Origin of the sequence: Belliella marina (assembly GCF_042682445.1) — a bacterium.
GTDB classification, from domain to species: Bacteria; Bacteroidota; Bacteroidia; order Cytophagales; family Cyclobacteriaceae; genus Belliella; species Belliella marina.
The window spans coordinates 37,562-54,638 of record NZ_JBHUHR010000015.1 but is presented as its reverse complement, the minus strand read 5'-3'; the positions used below and the strand labels follow the sequence as shown (position 1 = coordinate 54,638).

The following is a 17,077-nucleotide window of genomic DNA, read 5'->3' as shown; positions in this document are numbered from 1 at the left end:
TCGGGGCTGCGCTTTTCAATAAATCGAACCAAGCCTTTTCTTTATTTTGCCAAAAGAACTCTAAACCTGTTCATCTATACTTTTCAATAATTTTTGCATCTACCCAATAAATATCCTTGTTGCTTGTGAAGAATAAATATTTCCCATCCTTTGATACAAAGGGGCATAGCTGATGGTGTTCATTGTTTATTTCACTTCCCATATTTTTTGCCTCTGTCCAATTCCCTTCTTGATCTTTAAAACTTATATATAGATCCCCTTGGCCGTATCCATTTTCCCTAATGGAAGAGAAGATTAGATAGGTTTCATCTGAAGCAACAAACGCATCCGCTTCATAGTATTTGGTATTGATCTTGCTTTTTAGTTTGATGGGGTTTTGATATTTTCCATTTACTGATGCTGAACGAAACACATCGAAATTTTTACTGTCTTTTCTTTCAGAGTTGAAGTTTGAAGCGTAATACATACTGCCATCATTGCCAAATGAAATGTAATATTCATTGGCTACTGTGTTGATAGGGGAGCCAATATTCTTAGGTGCTGACCAATGCTCCCTTAGACGTTCCACATACCAGATATCATAGTCTTTCTTTTCTCCATACCCATTCAATGCCATGTCGGAAATAAAGTATAGCCTATCTTCATTTGGAGAAAGCATGGGGTCATTAAAACTGTAGTCCTTATGTGTTAAAACAACCTCTGCATCAGTCCATACACCATTTGATAATTTCGAAGACCATATTTCTGCTTTACCTTCCGTGTCTATACCAAAAAAGAATTCTTTTCCATCCTTGGAAAAAACAGATCCAAATTCATGTCTGTCAGGTTTGGAGATTTGGTGGGCGGCAAAAATCTCTGGTTCATTTCCGGGAGGACTTAACCCAAAGTATGTCATGTCATTGTCTGATTCTGAGCCAACATGACCCAGGGTAGGTGAAGTAAGCTTTATTGGGTCATAGACATTTCCGTCTTTAATCACCAATTCTACTTCTTGAATTCCCTTGGGATTGGTTTCAAGATCAGTGTGTAATACTACTAAATTGGCAATATAGTTTTCACGGATTTCACCAGTATCATTCAGCCCTAAAAGTTTTGCGCCATTTGAGGTCATTACCTGGATGGCTTCTTCGGTTTTGAACCCTGCCTCAATAAGCAATTCGTAATTTTTCTGATCTCCATATCCAGGTAGGTTATGCAGTCCTGGATCAGGACCTGCAGTGAGCAAGCCTCCAGACTTGTAAAATGCCAATTCGTATGCCATGGCTTGATAAAGCCACTTTTCTTTGAAATACCACTTGTCTCCTTCTTCATCCATTCTCTTACGTCTTTCTTGATATTGTTCTCTATGTATGGAGGAAAGGGCAGCTAGGGATCTTGGTTCGGCGACACCTCTTGCCTGTGCTTCAAAAATCGCAAGTGTCGAAGAGATCGCAACATTCCGGTCAATTAGAAGCTGGTGGATATTTTTTACTTCTTCGCTGTTGATATCCAGATCTGTGCGGAAGTCCGTGCTCCCTGAACAAAGGTCGGCTTCTTTGCCTTCAGCATAATCATAGCTATGGAGAAAACCGTGTTCAATAGCGCTAATTCCCAAATGGGCAGCCTCTTCAAATGTTGTGGCACATAAATGGCCAGTTACTTTGGCTCCGTATTTCTTAGCCTCGTCTATAACTATTGCCAGGTCTTTTGGACGGGTGTGTCTGTAAACTTTAAACCATTTTATCCCATGTTCTGCCCAATACCTGATAGTATCCCGAAGTTTGTCTTCATTGTAGAAACGGATGAAATTTCCTTTTCCACTAGGGTCTGTGATATATGGTCCGGAGTTGATGATGTCAGGACCTGGTTGTAGACCGTTTTTTATGGCATTTGCGATTTCGATTTCTTCTTTAGGGTTGCCAGTTCCACAGGTTTGAATGGTTGTTACACCAGCAGCTAAATATAGTTTGGGTGAAGTATAGAGCATAGCTCCCTGTGGCAATCTCATGTGGTTATGTGTCCCAACAATTCCGGGAATGACAGTACGTCCTGATAAATCAATGATTGAAAAATCTTCGGAAATATCAACCTCTGATGTATCTCCAACTTTAAAAATCCTGTTTTTGACAATCAAAATAGTCTGTGAATTTTTGATCTCCCCCGCAGTGCCATCGACTATCTTTACATTCTTCAATGCCAATTTGTCTTTGTTGATTTTGAAAAAGGATTTTAGATAGTCAGAAGCTTTGATTGTGTCAGCTGTAAGCTCTTCATATCTACCCATACCATGTCCATGCGAAGCTTGGGAGATTGGCAAAAAGGTGAAAAGTAAAAATATTAGCTTGTACATGATCTGTACTTGTCGGTTACATTCTCTATGCATTGTATCCATTCAAATTGATTCACCGTTTGCTGCACTTGAAGTTCCCCAGTGTGCTTTGTTGTTTTGGGATATTAGTTGTTGATTTTGAAATGTGGGTTATGTATCAAACCGATAATATTTCCCCAAGGGTCTTTTAGTGTTGCAACCATTATACCACCTCCAACATCTTTGGGGTTTTCGTGTTCCTTCCCACCCAAATCTTTTATCCTATCGTACTCTTTGTTAATATCGTTCACTCCCCAATATGTGACAACACTTTCCGCCTTGTCAAGATTTGGTTCACTTTCGGGTTGAAGGCCAAGTTCGTAACCTCCAATCTCAAAACCCACATAAAATGGTTCATCAAAATAAGGTTCCGTTTGAAATACTTGTGCAAACCATTTTTTGGCGGCATCAATGTTACTAACCTTGTAGATGGCTGTTCTAAGCCCTAAAATCTTTTGAGTCATTGTTTTAATTTTAGAATGTGATGTGTAAATCCAATTGTTCCCAATATTGGCTTAATCGTTTTGTTTGAAAGTCAAGCCTTGTTCTTCGAGTGATTTTCTGAATGCAGGCAAAGAAGCCTTTCCTATTCCGTGAATTTTCAAAACCTCCTTCTCTGTTAATTTGGATAATTTCTGAACTGTGTCTATTCCGTGATGAAGCAAAGCATTTCTTGCTGGATTGCTTAAAAGTGCTAGAAACCCCGATGCTGGTTTCTTAAGCTTTTCACAAGTCGGGCAAGTCGGACAGTCACTACTTTTGTAGAAAATATGTCCATGTTTGCAGGTTTTTTTGATTTTCCCAGTCTCCATATGTTCTGTCTATTTGGAACGCTGTTTTCTTTTTCTGTGTCGTTTTTTTACAAAGTTTTAGCGTAAAGCGGGCTAGGGGGCTGTACACTCTCTGGCTTCCGTTAAGTTTGCCAAGTTTAAAAATACTCATTTTCAATATTTTAACCAGAATTATGCGTATAATATTGTGCGCTGGGTTTTTAACCTAAAGCCCCCAATTGTACTATCAAACTTAAATTATCCATGATTCCATTTTCTTTTTTTATCAAACCATTTTCCAATTCCAGCAAAGTCATTCCCTTTACCGAAACTTGTTTTCCAGATGATTTAACTCCGAAAAGATCACCATTCTTATGAGTTCCTTTGTATTCCCAAGCCACAGTGACACAGTTGTCCTTTTCATTTGGTATCACCTGATTTAAGGTTATACTTTAATCAGGAAAATATTCGCCTACGATTATGCGTTCGTACCTAATTCTTTTCTAGCCATTTTAACCAATCATTTACTACTTTGTCCCAATTATACACATCATGATTAGGTTTGTTATCTGATGTCAAAGGGAAATAGTTGTGTTCAGTTCCTATGTATGCTTGAAAAGTGTAGTTGTTCTTTCCTTTTCTAATCATATCTACTCTTAGAAAGTCATTAAATGGTGCGCTCCAATCTTTGGTGCCATAGCATACCAATGATGGAATGTTTATTTTTTCAAAATTAGTAATAAGTGATTTTGAAAAGTCAAACGTCGTTTTATATGGATCCCCTTTAGATGCATCCATATTGTTTTTGTTTTCCACCACCTCTTGCCAAAATTTAATTTGCTTTTCTCCATATGAAATACTGTCAGTATCGGTTTCAAACTCTCTGCTCTGTTGAATAATTGACATCATTCTTCCAAATGGGTTCCCAGCTGAATATATCAAATGAGTAATTAAACGAGATTTATATGTCATTAGAAGAGCTATCGTACTGCCTTCTGAATGTCCTGCTACGACTAACTGCTTTTTAGAAACCCAGTCCTTTTTTTGTAAGTATTTGATGATTTTAAGATTTCTGCTTACATAGTATTCAGGAAGATTCCTCTCGGAATATGATTTCGGAAATTGACCTAAACTGTCTTGATACGAAAAGTTTTCACCTAAATCATTAACATTTGAAATTATTGGAATATAGGGTTTGCTTACTATAACAATATGGAATTTGTTTGATAAGCTATCTGTATTAAATGGAAAAACGCCATATGTGCCATGTTCATCAAATTTTATCAATGGTTGTGGCAAACTACCTTGGCAAAAGAAAAAAATCGGTTTTTTGATACCTTCTTCCCCTTTTTTCGATTTAACCAAGATGTCAACTTTATCTCCATTAAACATATATTCAAAATGTCTAAACCCAAAGTCTTCAGGACTTTTTATTTGTCCAAAAACTTGAGCTACAATTATACAGTAAAAAAATGTTAGTATGTATTTCATTTTATACCATGTTGTTTTTTCAATATTTTGACCAACCTAAAAAAACTGAATGCCATATGTAGGGTCTGCTTAAAAACACAAAACCAATTGGTAATGTATGGGACAGTTCACATAGTCAATGTTCTTGTGTAGGTTTTTTGAGCAAATGAGCGCAAAAACCTTGCAGTATATTGACTTGGTTTTGTTAGCCAGCGTCATCCCGATACCCTTGGCCATCGGGACTACTTCATTGGCTTCAGTTCGCCAACTCGTATCCTACGCAAATCTGACTTTTTCAGCAGACTCTATGAATTTTGTTGCCAGCCGTAATTTCTTTTTCTACTTCAATTCAAATCTGCAAATTATTGAATACTCAAGCTTTATCTTTTCAAAGTCCATATCTGGTTCAGGTGCTCTCGAGCCGTAAAGTGATGAATTCGATATTGAGTTCGCTCCTCTAATTACTATTCGATTTGAAACGGTCGGTGGAGTACCTTCTAGTTCTTGAATATAAATGGCTCTGCCTATGTTTTGTTCAATCGCATTTGCAAGCGATTCTGCTTTTTCCTTTGCAGCCTTTATTGCGTCAATTTTTACTTCCTTTCTATATTTCTGAATATTACTGTTGTCAAGCCTGTCTATTGATACGCTTGAAATACCGATGTTTTCAAGTTCAATATAAACTTTGCTTGCGGTCTTACCGTCTCTAACCAATAATTGATATTCTTTAGCCAATAGTATCTCACTTTTAGTTAACCAATAGTATTTAAAATTACTTGAAATGTCTTTTATTAAAAGGTCTTTATTGATATCTATTCCGATTTCTTTCAATTTTGAAATCATCGTATTCTCTCTGTCAGCAAGAGGAGTCTTAGTTTTATTGTCTTTCTCGTTGATTAGAATTTTAATGTAAATCAAGTCAGGACTTATCTCTATTTCAGACTTTCCAGTTACTTCAATGTAATTCTGGTCTATAAAATTTTTGTCCCCAGTTTGTCCATTGGCTAAGAAAGGAGAAATTAGTAATATAAAGAATAATTTTTTCATGGTCTGTATTTTACTTGGTTGTCGTGAAATTATGGCTGCCAACGAGTCTCTTCACGCCATCATGGCGGATATTTCCCAATTACCAAACATACCAATTCCCTTTCAAACTTAAAATACCAACTGTAGGGTATTTTTCACTGAGAAAACTATTTGTTTTCAACGCAAACCGCCTGATGCGGGCGGGAACGAATTTCGAGCGAGCCTGACGCCCTATTACCGGACGGCTTGTCTCACTTTATGGGAGGCAGGCGGTGGCAACAGTGGGGGAGCATTCGAAATTCTTGCCCCGAAAGCTTTCGTGGTTGGTTACTTTTCTCTTCAAGTCCGCTGTGCCTGTGCACCTCTGGCGTAGCGGATGCATCAATGCCTGTTCCGATTCAATCGGAAGCAAAAAGTAAGAACAACGTCACTGGGAAATGGGATACAAATTAGTCTAACATAATGGACTATTAACCGACTGCATACTAAGAGCTCCCTTAAGGAGTGGGAGTGAGGTTCACATCTTATTTCGTATGGGATATGGTTCTCCAGTGTGACGGGACAGGTAGTGAGAGGTATAAGGCTTGGATTCACCTTTGCCTCGACTATGCGCTTTATTTTATTTTGATGATTAGCTTATTCAATTCTCCTTTGTCAATTATTCCGTCCAGGTTTTTGTCAATTAGGAAGGCTATATAAAACTCTGTCAATTCAGTATCGGTCATTTTGACTTCTTTATTGTCGTAGTATAGGGCATTGATTTCAAATCCAAGCTCGAATAGCCCGTCTGATTCTCTCAAAAGGGTTACTCTCTTGCTCTCTGAATTTTCGTATGGTGCATAGTGGTGGCCACTATTATTGAATATTAAGGTCTCGTACTTACCGCTTCTGCCCGGTGCCATTCCTGAGCCTGGTTCAAAGCAAGGCAAGTCTGACTTTGACAAACCTGATTCTATTTTATCAAATTCAGATTTATCGGTAAAAGCCGCAATTTGAGCTGAATAGAATTTCTTGTTCTCAGAATCGTACTTCTTATTGTAAAACCTCAATGAAAATTCTTTTCTGGCAATTTCAATCGTCATTATGGGCTTGTCGATATTGATTTTATTACCATTTTGAAATACTGCCAGTTGTGTTTTGAAGCTTTCTTTATCTCCTTTTCCAATTTTCAGCGTCTTGCAGCCTGGTGTAAAACCGAAGAGAAATATCAAAATAGAAAATAGTCTGAGTGTTTTCATTTTATTCATATTATGTAAGGGTGATGTTATAGCCTGTGCTTCACTCGGTTTTCTGTTCATTCCATCACAATTTCGATTGTCAATTCCACGTCCTTGTCCACAAGGGTTTTGTCAGCCCAACTTCCCTCATACGCAATGTTCCAATCGAGTCGGTTAAAGGTAAATATTGTTTTAAAATTGTCACCTTTCTGATGTGCAAAAAACTCAATGTTCTTTGTAATCTCCCGAATGGTTAAGTTTCCTGAAATTTTAAGACTATTGTTTTTCATTTTTTGGATGCCTGTCAATTCCAATGTTGATATAGGGTAAAGTGTGACATTAAAAAAATCATCGCTTTTCAAATGGTTGAGCAGATTTTTTCGGGCAATCTTTTCGTGGATAGGGACATCAGTTATATCCATTGTTTCCATATCAACAATAAATTTCCCGCCAACTATTTCACCATTTTGGCTAAGGAATAAGCCATCTTTAAATGAAATGGTTCCTGTACGTCTTTTTGCACCTCGCATTTCGGTAGCAACCCAACCAATTATTGATTTTTCCAGGTTCATTGTTAGCGTGTCGGCTTCTAATTCCACGCTTTGTCCAACGGTGGGCTTTACAGTTACTTTTGGGGCGTCTGATTTATGTTTGCCAATACAAGAGACTACCAACAAAGGAATGAATAAATAATGTAACCTATTCATAATTCGGTATGTTTTTGCCTAGAATAATATTCCGCTCAATGGTAAGCATTCCGTTTTCCTCGATTGGTTTCATAATTCCTGAACCACCCCGATTATTTAATCTATTCCTTACGCTTTGGGTGAGTATTGGGTCATCGTCAAAGAGATAGTCATCAAGATAGTATTCATTTTTATCAGATTCTTTTACTGTAGTATGAATGTGTTCGGGTTCGCTGCCGTCTGGGTATGCTGCAGGTCTAAAGGTGTAAAACGTATATTTTCCGTCTTTCCCTGTTTTGATCCATCCTCGGATAAACCCGTGTCTTTTTGCCCAACCTGTTTCATTGCCCCTGATTTCATAGATGCCTTGTCTGTTGGTGTGGTAGATGTAGATAATGACATTTTCTGCTGGTGTCTTGCCGTCATTTTTAAATACTGTTCCCGTAATTTTCAATTGAGGCTCGTTGTTTCGAAATTCGGGCAATGTATCAATTGGGGTTAATTTTTTGTCCCCATACTCATAGATTGCTTCACAGCCCTCGCATCCACCCCCAACAAGTAGGGTTGTTGCTTTTTTTGTTTGGGCATCACAAGATGTGCCTATCCACAAAACCAATAAAAAGCATAACTGAAATGTTTTGAATTTAATCTCCATAATCTGATGTATTTTAAATTTGCTGTTTCGACAAAATTATGGGCAGAAAAAGAAGCAAAAAAATGGAATGGTCTAAGCAGATGATTTTATACCTTAACCCGATGACTTGCCTTGAAGTGTTTTTTGAAATCGGCTACATAAGTCCTACTTAACCTTATCAACTCCCCGTTTGTCAACTGCAAATCGTAGTCGCCATTGAGGCGGGATTTGAACGAGCTGACCTTTGTGATGTTAACCACTGTCGATTTATGTACCCTAACAAAGAAACTGCTATCTAATACGCTGCAAATGGATTTCAGGGTTTCGGAGTGAAGATACTGCTTGTGATCGAGATGGATGAAGATATATGGTGTCGCAGAAGTAATTTGGACAATATCTTCAACATAAACAATCGTATTTTCCTTTCCATTATTGATGACAATGGTATCCAATGTAGGTTTGGTTTCCTTACTGTCCATGTTTCGTGTAGGGTTCGAAAAATACTTGTAGCCCAACACAAAGCTTGTATAGACGATAACCAATTTATACAGGTCGTGTGCCAATGTGTATGAAAAAAATTTGTAGAGGTCATATCGTCCTTCATAGAAAAGTACAGAGAAAAGCACACCGACAAAAGGTAAAATGAGAAGATGGGTTGCGATGGGGAAAACAATAAAAGCTGTCATTTTGGTAAAACTGTTTAACCGCTCATTTTTCAGTCTAATGTACAAAATGACTAATATTGGTATGAACAGAAACCAAACAGTTTTAAAGAGAATTGACTCGTTAAGGTTGAAAACAATACCGCTTCTCTTTGATTCCAATAAATCTTGAAAGACAGTCAGGGCAACAATGAATAAAAATATCCCTGAAAGTACAAAAAGGACTTTACCGATACTTTGTGCAAAATTCTGCCCGGATTCGTTGTTTGCAATCGTGTTTGCCATACATTGATGTCTTTTGATTTTTTCTGCCCGGTTTTTCTTAGCATTGGCGGTAGCGCGATTTCGCCTGCCAAAGGCAGGCATTCGGAGCGCTACTCTTCCAGCTTACTCCTAACTTCTTAAAGATAGTGAACTTTCATAATTACTCGGAACTGATCCAAGGTGATGTTAGTGGGTATTAATGTTTCTTAATCCATTCTAATATGGGCTTTTCATCTTGGTCACCGATTAAAATCAATTCCCTTTTCTTTTTCGAATTAAATTCATTTGGAGTCGAGATAACAAATATTCGCCCATTATGAGTGTAGCCTCCCATTCCCCATTTTTTTTTAGATTTATGATAAGATTCAAGGATGTCAATTTTTCTTATTACAAAATTTTTATTGTCAATTTCGAGGAATTTTTTTGGAGTGATTGAGGAAAAGTCTATATGGCTATACAGGATGCTTTTTTCTTCATCCACATAGAAGTCAGGATTATTTCTTTTTTCTGGTGACACAACTAATTGTGTATTGTCCAGAGGGGAATATGTCGTCACCGATGTCAAGCCTTTAACTTTGGCAGCAAATATTAAACTGTCCGTAACCCAAACTTTAAGAATTCGATTTCCTATCCCACCGACATATTCCATTGCAGTGAACTCCTTTGTCTGAGCTACACTATCAAAGGATAGTAGACAAATTATGATTGTACCTAAAATCTTATTCATTACTTGTTCCTTCTTTTTGCCGTTGACTAACTTCTTGCGTATAACATTAAGTGGCGAGCTAAAATGCTCAAGTTTTTCGGTTAAACTTTAAGTTTCTAAAAATAAACAAATCTCTCGTTTCAGCACAAATCCCGCCATTTTTGTTATACGCTATTGTAGAGCGTTTTTATTCTGATTCTAAATTTATTACTTCCAATTTTCCATGTATAATCTGTTCTTCAGATCTTTTTTCATTTACATCTTTTCCAAATTCGGAAACCACATTTTTAATTAGTTGATTCTCTTCAGGAAGAGTAAGAATCAGTTGAAAATTCAAATGAGATTTCCTGGCTTTTTCTTGGTCATAAGTTGTTGTGAAATAGTCCCGAATGATTTCTGTTTTCCAATTATCTTCAATTTTATCAAATTCTTCAAGTATAATTAGAATATTAAATGTGTCATCAGTCCAGTCCAAATGGAAATCCCAAATTTGATTCAAAGTCCATTTTTTAGGATTCTGTTCATTCCAATTGTAAGGTATAAATGGAAATAAATTTCTGACTTGTTCAATATATTCATCAAAGTCATTTAGATTTCGTTCAAAACGATAAACAACTTTGTCCGTTGTTGCGATTATATCGTCAACGTAATCTTTCCTTTCTTTTTCAGACTTTCCAACAATCAGTATATGTTTTTTGTCGGTATATTTTATTTTGTCAAGTGGCATTTCGTTAGTTAGATTCAAATGCTCTACAACGAGTCTCTTCACGCCATCATGGCGTCTTCACTCCATTTCGCACTTGGTCTTTATACTTTTTAACAAATTCCTTGGCGTCACGGAGGTTGCCAGGATACTTTGCATAATTCCGATAATTCGTTACTCCGTTTTTAGTTTCAAATATTTCGTATATGTGCTGATAATAAAATCCATTTTCAATTAGAAATTTAACTGTCTCCCATTTTTTGTCTTCTGTCTTTTTAGGTGGCCTAAATCGGTGAGACAAAAGTGTCATTGGGTTTCCGCATTCAGGGCAAGGATAAGTTTGTTCAGAGCCACTGTCATATGGTCTGTTAAATGTCAATCTACATTCTAAGCAAACTTTTTTATGTCCCATTACTTTCTTTTGTTGTGTCGTCTTTTAAGCTGCCGCATTACGCTTATACAGTGTTTGTTGTACAGCGTTTTTTATTCAATCGGTACGTAAAAGTCAACAATAGCCTTTCTTTCGGGATGTTCATTAAAGTTGTTGTGATAAATCTCAAATGGGTTTCTGTCGGCTTTTTTATACCCGTTTTCGTTCATCCATAAAAATAGTCCTGTCCACGATTTTTCAAATTCGTTCAAGCCTATCTCGAAACTACCAACGATAAATTTTCCTGCTTCGATTGAAGTCAGTCCAATTTCTCCATCTGCTTCCACAGGTTTGTTTAACAAAATAGAAGCACTCATTCTTACTTTGTCCGCTTGTGTCACTTTAAAACTATCGTGATAAATCGTTACCATTTTTGTCTGGTCGTTCATTAATCCTTGAGGGGTTGCCCATTGAATTAATTTTCCATAAGCGTTTTCAAGGTTTTGAGGCCCGATACTTGAAACATAAGCCAAGTTCATTTTCGACATTTCTGTAATTTCAATTTTTGCATTCATTTTTATCCAATTTTTAAGGTTATCAATGATGCAAATGTATTTGTCATAGTCAGGATATTCATGTCCGTTCTTGCTTTCAAGTTGACGAATCTTGCTAAGTCTGTTTGGGTTTTGCTTTTTAAATTCGGTCGGGCTTACTCCGTAATATTTTTTAAATGCCCTTGAAAACGAAGAATTATCGCTGAATCCAATTTTATGAGCGATTTCGGTTGTTGAAATATTTATGTGCAATAAGTCCAATGCTGATTTTTCGATTCTTCGCCTTGTTATATATTCATTTAAAGTTTCTCCTGTAATTAATTTGAACACTCGGTGAAAGTGGAATGGTGAAAAAAAGGCAATTTCTGAAACTGTATTTAAGGACAGTTCAGATTCCAAGTTTTCGTCAATAAATTCAAAAACTCGATTGATACGATTCTTATAATCAGCTTGTATTTCTTTATCTGTAATTATCATTTTTCAAATGCTGTACAACGGTCAAGGCTAAGAGCAGGCCGGCATTAAACCCGATTCACTGTCCACCAAGACCAAAGTTCATTAAAGGTAATCACTTCCAATCTAGCATTTCCCGCCCGCTTTTAGCCAATGTTGGTGGTATGTGCTTATTTTCCAAATTTATATCCAACAGCAACCGTATATGCTTGAAAGTTCCCATTGGATTTAATGTCATAATTTGTTATTGTATTATCAGAATTAATATTATCATATTGAATATTGATGTTTTGATTTAACCCATAGAATGTCCGTACATTAAATCCTAGCGAAAAGTTATTGAAAATTTCGTATTCTATTCCTACACCTAATTCAACTAATCCAAAAGTTCTTTTTGGCTTATCTCCAATGGATTTATATTCATTATCTGATGAAAATATGAAACCGTTTTGAGAATGACTAATTAAAATGGAGGTCCCTGTAAATAGCGAAAAATTTAATCTGTCTGATAAAATCTTCTTCTTGTAAATTAAACGGATTGGGATTTGAATTCTATTCATTCCTAAAATTAAGTTAGCGGTGTCTGGGGGATTTGAATAGAAATCTGCTCCGTAATATTTGCTATAAATACCTGTTTCAAGGTGGAAGTTATAATTCAATTCACGTGATATGCTTGCCCCATAGAAAGCGTGATTATTGTTTAAAATTTGAACATTATTTTGAGGGTTTATTAATTCATAGTCCGTATGCGCTATTCCAATTTCATATTTTACTTGCATTTTTTTCTGAGCCATTGCTTCTGCAAATGTCAAAAATATTAGTAACGATGATATTGTAATTATTCGGTTCATATTCTTAGCATTACCACCAACAGTTTGCTCTCCGCAACAATTGCGCTATGTATGCCATATAGCATGCTATACGCATAAGAGTTGCTGATATTTCTTAATTATCTCTAAACATAACCATTCCGATTTTCATATAAAATACCAACTACAAGGTATTTTCACTGAAAATACTTTTTGTTTTCAAGACTAACCGCCTGATGCGGGCGGGACGACGGAGATCCGGGCCAGCGCTGGACTAGAGCGCTGATAGGATATCTCCGTCTTGATCTTTTTGTTACTTTTTGCATCAAGGCAAAAAGTAAAAGGCATCCGACTATTCCACCTGGCAAACCCTTCACCCTGCGGATGTACGCCACGTCGCACAAGTCAGTCAATACGCCGCGGCGCACGCAGCAGCCACTAGACAAATGCTATGCATTCATAGATGCCATTAAAAAAACAAACACATTATCTATAAAAAGCCCTGATAGATTTTTACATCAATCAGGGCTTTTTATGAAAGGGCTTTTCTCTAGTGGGCTAAATGTTAGCGGTTAGTTGTCCGTGTGATCAGGTCGTTATGCAAGTTGACCTGTGGTAAACGGGGAAATTTAATGAATTCGCAACAAAGCACAATTCATTCGCTTTTTTGTGAAGTTCATTCGCTTTTTGTGTCAAAGAAATATCTGTGATAGTAACTGTAGGATTTAAAGTTACTTCTGTAAATTTCCCTCCCCCGTTTGTAGTCTCAATCATTATGCCTGTTGCGTTATCAATATATTCTGTAACAATAATGCCTGCAACAGCACATAAATGCAGGTACCACAACATATGGCAAGCTGAAATAGAAGCTAACAAAAGGTCTTCCGGATTATGTTTTGTTCCGTCGCCACGGAATGCCGGGTCGGAAGAACCCAGAATTTCAGTTTTATTAGTAACAAAAACAGAATGGCTTCTTTCAAATTCTTTATAATTTGAAGTCCCTTTTCCTCTATTGCCTGTCCACTTGACAGTTAAGCTGTAATTGTGCTGTCCGTTCATAATTTTATTTTTAAGTTATTTAGCTCCACCATTCTTTAATCCATTCTTCTGAAACTTTTTTACCTTTTTTAAAGTCGTCAACAACTACAACTAACTGATTAGAATGGTCGCTGTATTGTACCAAAATATTTACGTTTGCATCTGCCATTTTTCTGCAAAACATTCCTAATTGCCCTGCAACATCTTGCCGCAGTTTTTGAATAATCACATCGTTTATTTTCACAACATCAATTTGAACCTTTGCTAATTCTTCTTTGGCTTTCTCTGCCTCTTCCACTAAGAAATGAGCAATTGCAATTTTTCCATTTTGAAATACGCCACCACCTTCAAGGCTGATTTTATGTTTGCCTAATGTTTCACCCATCAAAGCCAATATGCCTGGCTTGTTCTCTAATAAAATTTCTATGTCTTGCATTTTTATTTTTTTATTTGTGCAAAGGAAATACAATTATTACTTTTACACTTCATCTAATACTGAACTATGGATGTAGAAGATAAATTTATTTCTATTTCCGCTTTGATATGTGAACCTACAAGGGCAAGAATGCTTTGGAATTTGCTTGATGGCAGAGCATATACGGCAAGTGAGTTGTCTATAGTTGCAAATACTTCACCTACTTCTGCAAGTAATCATTTGTCAAAATTGCTTGAAGCAGAAATTGTTAAAGTTGAAATTCAAGGACGACATAGGTATTACTCACTTTCAAATTCAGAGGTTGCTTATGCCGTTGAGGGGTTAGCAAATCTTGCAAACAATAATTTGACTAAAATTGTAAGGAAAGAACCCAAGAAAAACGGTATAAAATATTGTAGAACCTGTTACGACCACTTGGCAGGTTTTGTTGGAGTTAAAATTGTTGAAACATTAGAAGCAAAAGGCTACGTAACAAAGTCAAAGAATAACTACTTAGTATCTGAAAAGGGCTGGGAATGGTTTCTGTTTTTTAATATTTTAAAAGAAGACCTTACTAATAATCGTCGCCCTGTAACTCGTCAATGTCTTGATTGGTCTGAACGCCGCCCACATTTAGCCGGTCTGCTTGGTGCAGAATTTTTAAACAAAATGCTTGAAAGAAAATGGTTTAAGAAAGTTGAATTTTCAAGAGAATTGGTCATAACAGGAAAAGGTCGTCAGGAACTTTATGATTTGTTGGGTATTGTTCTACAATGACCGCATAACGTGATTCAGCTTGGAGACGGTAGGCATTCGGAGCCATATATGTAAGACAAGGTCCTAATACACAAAAGCTCACCTCTGTAGAACAAATGCGTGATTTCTTTCAGCAATCGGATCGCATCTATTTTGATGAAGCTCCTTGTTCTGGTTTTAATCTTCAAAGTGATATTGATCATAAATGGTTTGAAGAGTTTAGGCTACAAAGTGGATTGTCAAAAACAATCACTCAGGATCAAATTATACAAAACTTAAGGCTGGTTTTAGCAGATGGAAATTTTAAAAATGGAGGTGTTTTGTTTTTTGGTACTGCCCCAGAGAATTTTATTGAAACTGCCGTGCTACGTTGCATTGCCTTTGAGAAAGATAACAAAACTCAAATTATTGATGACAAGACTTTTGGCGGGCCATTGATGAATCAGTATCAGCTTGCTATACAATGGCTTAAAGGTAAACTCAATGTTCGATATGAAATAGAAGGTAGCGGGCCTAGAAAAGAGATTTGGGAAATTCCCGAAACAGCTTTAAAAGAAGCCATTATCAACGCACTTTCCCACAGAGACTATTATGATAAAGGTGCCAAAATCACTATTGAACTATTTCAAGACCGAGTGGAAATCAGTAATCCTGGAGGCTTGACCAGTGCAATTTCATTGGCTGACTTTGGAACCAAAAGCCACAGTCGGAACCCCTTGATATTTGGTCTGTTTGTACGCATCCGAATGGTAGAGCAAGTTGGTTCAGGAATAGGTAGAATTAAAGATCGAATGAAGGAGGCAAAACTTCCAGAACCTCTATTTAAAACAGATGGGATGTTTACAGTAGTTCTACACAGAGCTGTGGAGAAGACTGTGGAGAAAAGAAATGGAGGATTTACCTTTAGTAAAACTGCCATAAAGATGATCGACTTGATAAAAAATCGACCAGGTATCACTACCAAGGAGTTGGCTAATTCCCTAAAAATTTCTGACAAAGGGGTAGAATATAACTTGGCTAAAATGCAAAAAAGTGGAATTATACATAGAGAAGGTTCTAAAAAATCAGGATTCTGGGTAATTAAGGAATAGACTAGGGAATAAACTAGGGAATAAACTAGGGAATAAACTAGTAAAAAATAAAAACTAAAGGCAGTACCATCATTTAAAGAAGACCATATTTCACAGCTTCCAGCACTGAAGCTGTTGATGAATATGGGCTGGAAATAATTATTAACTAACCCCAACTTTCTATTCCAAAATCTTTCAAACCCAATCCCGCACCTGCTTGATCCATTTACAGGATCTAAGGAATCAATGATTAGGACCAAGACATGCGGGAAAATCAAATTCCCCAAAAAAGGTAGGGGGGCATGCCCAAATCAAAGCAAAACCTCTTAAATACAACCAAAAACTAAAACAGCCACTTCCTAAAACCCATAAATCAGCCTACTATTCCACCTAGCAAACCCTTCACCCTGCGGATGTACGCCACGTCGCACAAGTCAGTCAATACGCCGCGGCGCACGCAGCAGCCACTAGACAAATGCTATGCATTCATAGATGCCATTAAAAAAACAAACACATTATCTATAAAAAGCCCTGATAGATCTTTACATCAATCAGGGCTTACCGATAGGGATCGGTATCTAGGGATTTTCTCTGGTGGGCTAAATGTTAACTGTAGTTATTTCTCCAGTACAAAATATGGATCAGAAGTGTTATCGCCTATTTCCCAAATTTGTTCTCCATTTAACCAAATGGTTTCCTGTATAACAGCATGTTGGATTTTTCGATATGAAACTTCAATAGTATCCGTTTCTATATTGTTGTTCCATTGGATGTATGTTATCGGTCTGTCTTCTGTTTCAGCATGATTAAGATAAATCCCAATTCTGTAGATTCCTTCATGCTCGCCAATTAAATAGCCTCTTGGGTTGTCTAAATTTCCTTTAAAAAATTCTTGACTTTCCCCGTTGATAACATAAAACAATCTAATGTCATCAGTATTTAAATGATTTGGGTTACCAGGATTTAATAAATCTTCATTTTGGGCATTAAAAATGGAAAATTCTAAACCGGCAATTAAGGTGAAATTTAGTTCGTCTATTTCATCAGTATTACTACATGAAAAAAAGGTAGAAATTGCAATAACAATTAATAAATTTTTCATAGTGCTTAAGGTATTATGTTATAAA

The 17,077-nt window shown here is 36.7% G+C and carries 19 protein-coding genes; 2 read left to right on the top strand and 17 right to left on the bottom strand.

What is annotated here, in order from left to right:
• Nucleotides 1–70: 70 nt before the first annotated feature.
• The 16 genes from ACFSKL_RS04480 to ACFSKL_RS04405 all read right to left on the bottom strand — a co-directional run bounded on the left by ACFSKL_RS04480 (nt 71) and on the right by ACFSKL_RS04405 (nt 14,145).
• A complete protein-coding gene (locus ACFSKL_RS04480; RefSeq protein WP_376883858.1) occupies nt 71–2,329 on the bottom strand; it encodes an amidohydrolase family protein in 2,259 nt (752 codons plus the stop codon).
• 104 nt (nt 2,330–2,433) lie between these two features.
• Nucleotides 2,434–2,811: a VOC family protein gene (locus ACFSKL_RS04475; protein WP_376883856.1), complete on the bottom strand. Its 378-nt coding sequence runs from the start codon at nt 2,809–2,811 to the stop codon at nt 2,434–2,436.
• A 51-nt stretch (nt 2,812–2,862) separates the two neighbouring features.
• Nucleotides 2,863–3,159, bottom strand: coding sequence for an RNA polymerase alpha subunit C-terminal domain-containing protein (locus tag ACFSKL_RS04470; protein WP_376883854.1), 297 nt, complete (start codon nt 3,157–3,159; stop codon nt 2,863–2,865).
• Nucleotides 3,160–3,338: 179 nt separating this feature from the next.
• Entirely contained in the window at nt 3,339–3,551 is a 213-nt protein-coding gene (locus ACFSKL_RS04465) for an ester cyclase (RefSeq protein WP_376883852.1), read from the bottom strand.
• Between the two features lie 58 nt (nt 3,552–3,609).
• Nucleotides 3,610–4,608, bottom strand: a complete 999-nt coding sequence (locus tag ACFSKL_RS04460; protein ID WP_376883851.1) for an alpha/beta hydrolase family protein — start codon at nt 4,606–4,608, stop codon at nt 3,610–3,612.
• 318 nt (nt 4,609–4,926) lie between these two features.
• Nucleotides 4,927–5,634 (bottom strand): SIMPL domain-containing protein, encoded by a 708-nt coding sequence (locus tag ACFSKL_RS04455; protein ID WP_376883850.1) that lies wholly within the window; start codon nt 5,632–5,634, stop codon nt 4,927–4,929.
• A 593-nt stretch (nt 5,635–6,227) separates the two neighbouring features.
• Entirely contained in the window at nt 6,228–6,851 is a 624-nt protein-coding gene (locus ACFSKL_RS04450; protein WP_376883848.1) for a hypothetical protein, read from the bottom strand.
• Nucleotides 6,852–6,907: 56 nt separating this feature from the next.
• Nucleotides 6,908–7,537 (bottom strand): YceI family protein, encoded by a 630-nt coding sequence (locus ACFSKL_RS04445; protein WP_376883847.1) that lies wholly within the window; start codon nt 7,535–7,537, stop codon nt 6,908–6,910.
• Nucleotides 7,530–8,171: a dioxygenase family protein gene (locus ACFSKL_RS04440; protein WP_376883845.1), complete on the bottom strand. Its 642-nt coding sequence runs from the start codon at nt 8,169–8,171 to the stop codon at nt 7,530–7,532. The genes ACFSKL_RS04445 and ACFSKL_RS04440 overlap by 8 nt, the downstream gene beginning before the upstream one ends.
• Before the next feature lie 86 nt (nt 8,172–8,257).
• Nucleotides 8,258–9,097, bottom strand: a complete 840-nt coding sequence (locus ACFSKL_RS04435; RefSeq protein WP_376883843.1) for a LytR/AlgR family response regulator transcription factor — start codon at nt 9,095–9,097, stop codon at nt 8,258–8,260.
• Between the two features lie 175 nt (nt 9,098–9,272).
• The gene (locus ACFSKL_RS04430; RefSeq protein ID WP_376883842.1) at nt 9,273–9,803 is read right to left on the bottom strand and encodes a hypothetical protein; all 531 of its coding nucleotides are present in this window, start codon (nt 9,801–9,803) and stop codon (nt 9,273–9,275) included.
• Nucleotides 9,804–9,969: 166 nt separating this feature from the next.
• Complete coding sequence (locus tag ACFSKL_RS04425) at nt 9,970–10,509, bottom strand: hypothetical protein (protein WP_376883840.1); 540 nt, start codon at nt 10,507–10,509, stop codon at nt 9,970–9,972.
• A 459-nt stretch (nt 10,510–10,968) separates the two neighbouring features.
• A complete protein-coding gene (locus tag ACFSKL_RS04420) occupies nt 10,969–11,886 on the bottom strand; it encodes an AraC family transcriptional regulator (RefSeq protein WP_376883838.1) in 918 nt (305 codons plus the stop codon).
• A gap of 146 nt (nt 11,887–12,032) precedes the next feature.
• Nucleotides 12,033–12,674, bottom strand: a complete 642-nt coding sequence (locus ACFSKL_RS04415) for an outer membrane beta-barrel protein (protein ID WP_376883836.1) — start codon at nt 12,672–12,674, stop codon at nt 12,033–12,035.
• Nucleotides 12,675–13,259: 585 nt separating this feature from the next.
• Nucleotides 13,260–13,730 (bottom strand): OsmC family protein, encoded by a 471-nt coding sequence (locus ACFSKL_RS04410; protein ID WP_376883834.1) that lies wholly within the window; start codon nt 13,728–13,730, stop codon nt 13,260–13,262.
• 19 nt (nt 13,731–13,749) lie between these two features.
• The gene (locus tag ACFSKL_RS04405) at nt 13,750–14,145 is read right to left on the bottom strand and encodes an amino acid-binding ACT domain-containing protein (RefSeq protein WP_376883832.1); all 396 of its coding nucleotides are present in this window, start codon (nt 14,143–14,145) and stop codon (nt 13,750–13,752) included.
• A gap of 66 nt (nt 14,146–14,211) precedes the next feature.
• On the opposite strand from ACFSKL_RS04405, the gene ACFSKL_RS04400 reads away from it, so the two are divergent.
• Entirely contained in the window at nt 14,212–14,901 is a 690-nt protein-coding gene (locus tag ACFSKL_RS04400; protein ID WP_376883830.1) for an ArsR/SmtB family transcription factor, read from the top strand.
• A 95-nt stretch (nt 14,902–14,996) separates the two neighbouring features.
• Nucleotides 14,997–15,971: an ATP-binding protein gene (locus ACFSKL_RS04395; RefSeq protein ID WP_376883829.1), complete on the top strand. Its 975-nt coding sequence runs from the start codon at nt 14,997–14,999 to the stop codon at nt 15,969–15,971.
• A 595-nt stretch (nt 15,972–16,566) separates the two neighbouring features.
• On the opposite strand, the gene ACFSKL_RS04390 is transcribed toward ACFSKL_RS04395, so the two are convergent.
• Nucleotides 16,567–17,052: a hypothetical protein gene (locus ACFSKL_RS04390; RefSeq protein WP_376883827.1), complete on the bottom strand. Its 486-nt coding sequence runs from the start codon at nt 17,050–17,052 to the stop codon at nt 16,567–16,569.
• Nucleotides 17,053–17,077 lie beyond the last annotated feature (25 nt).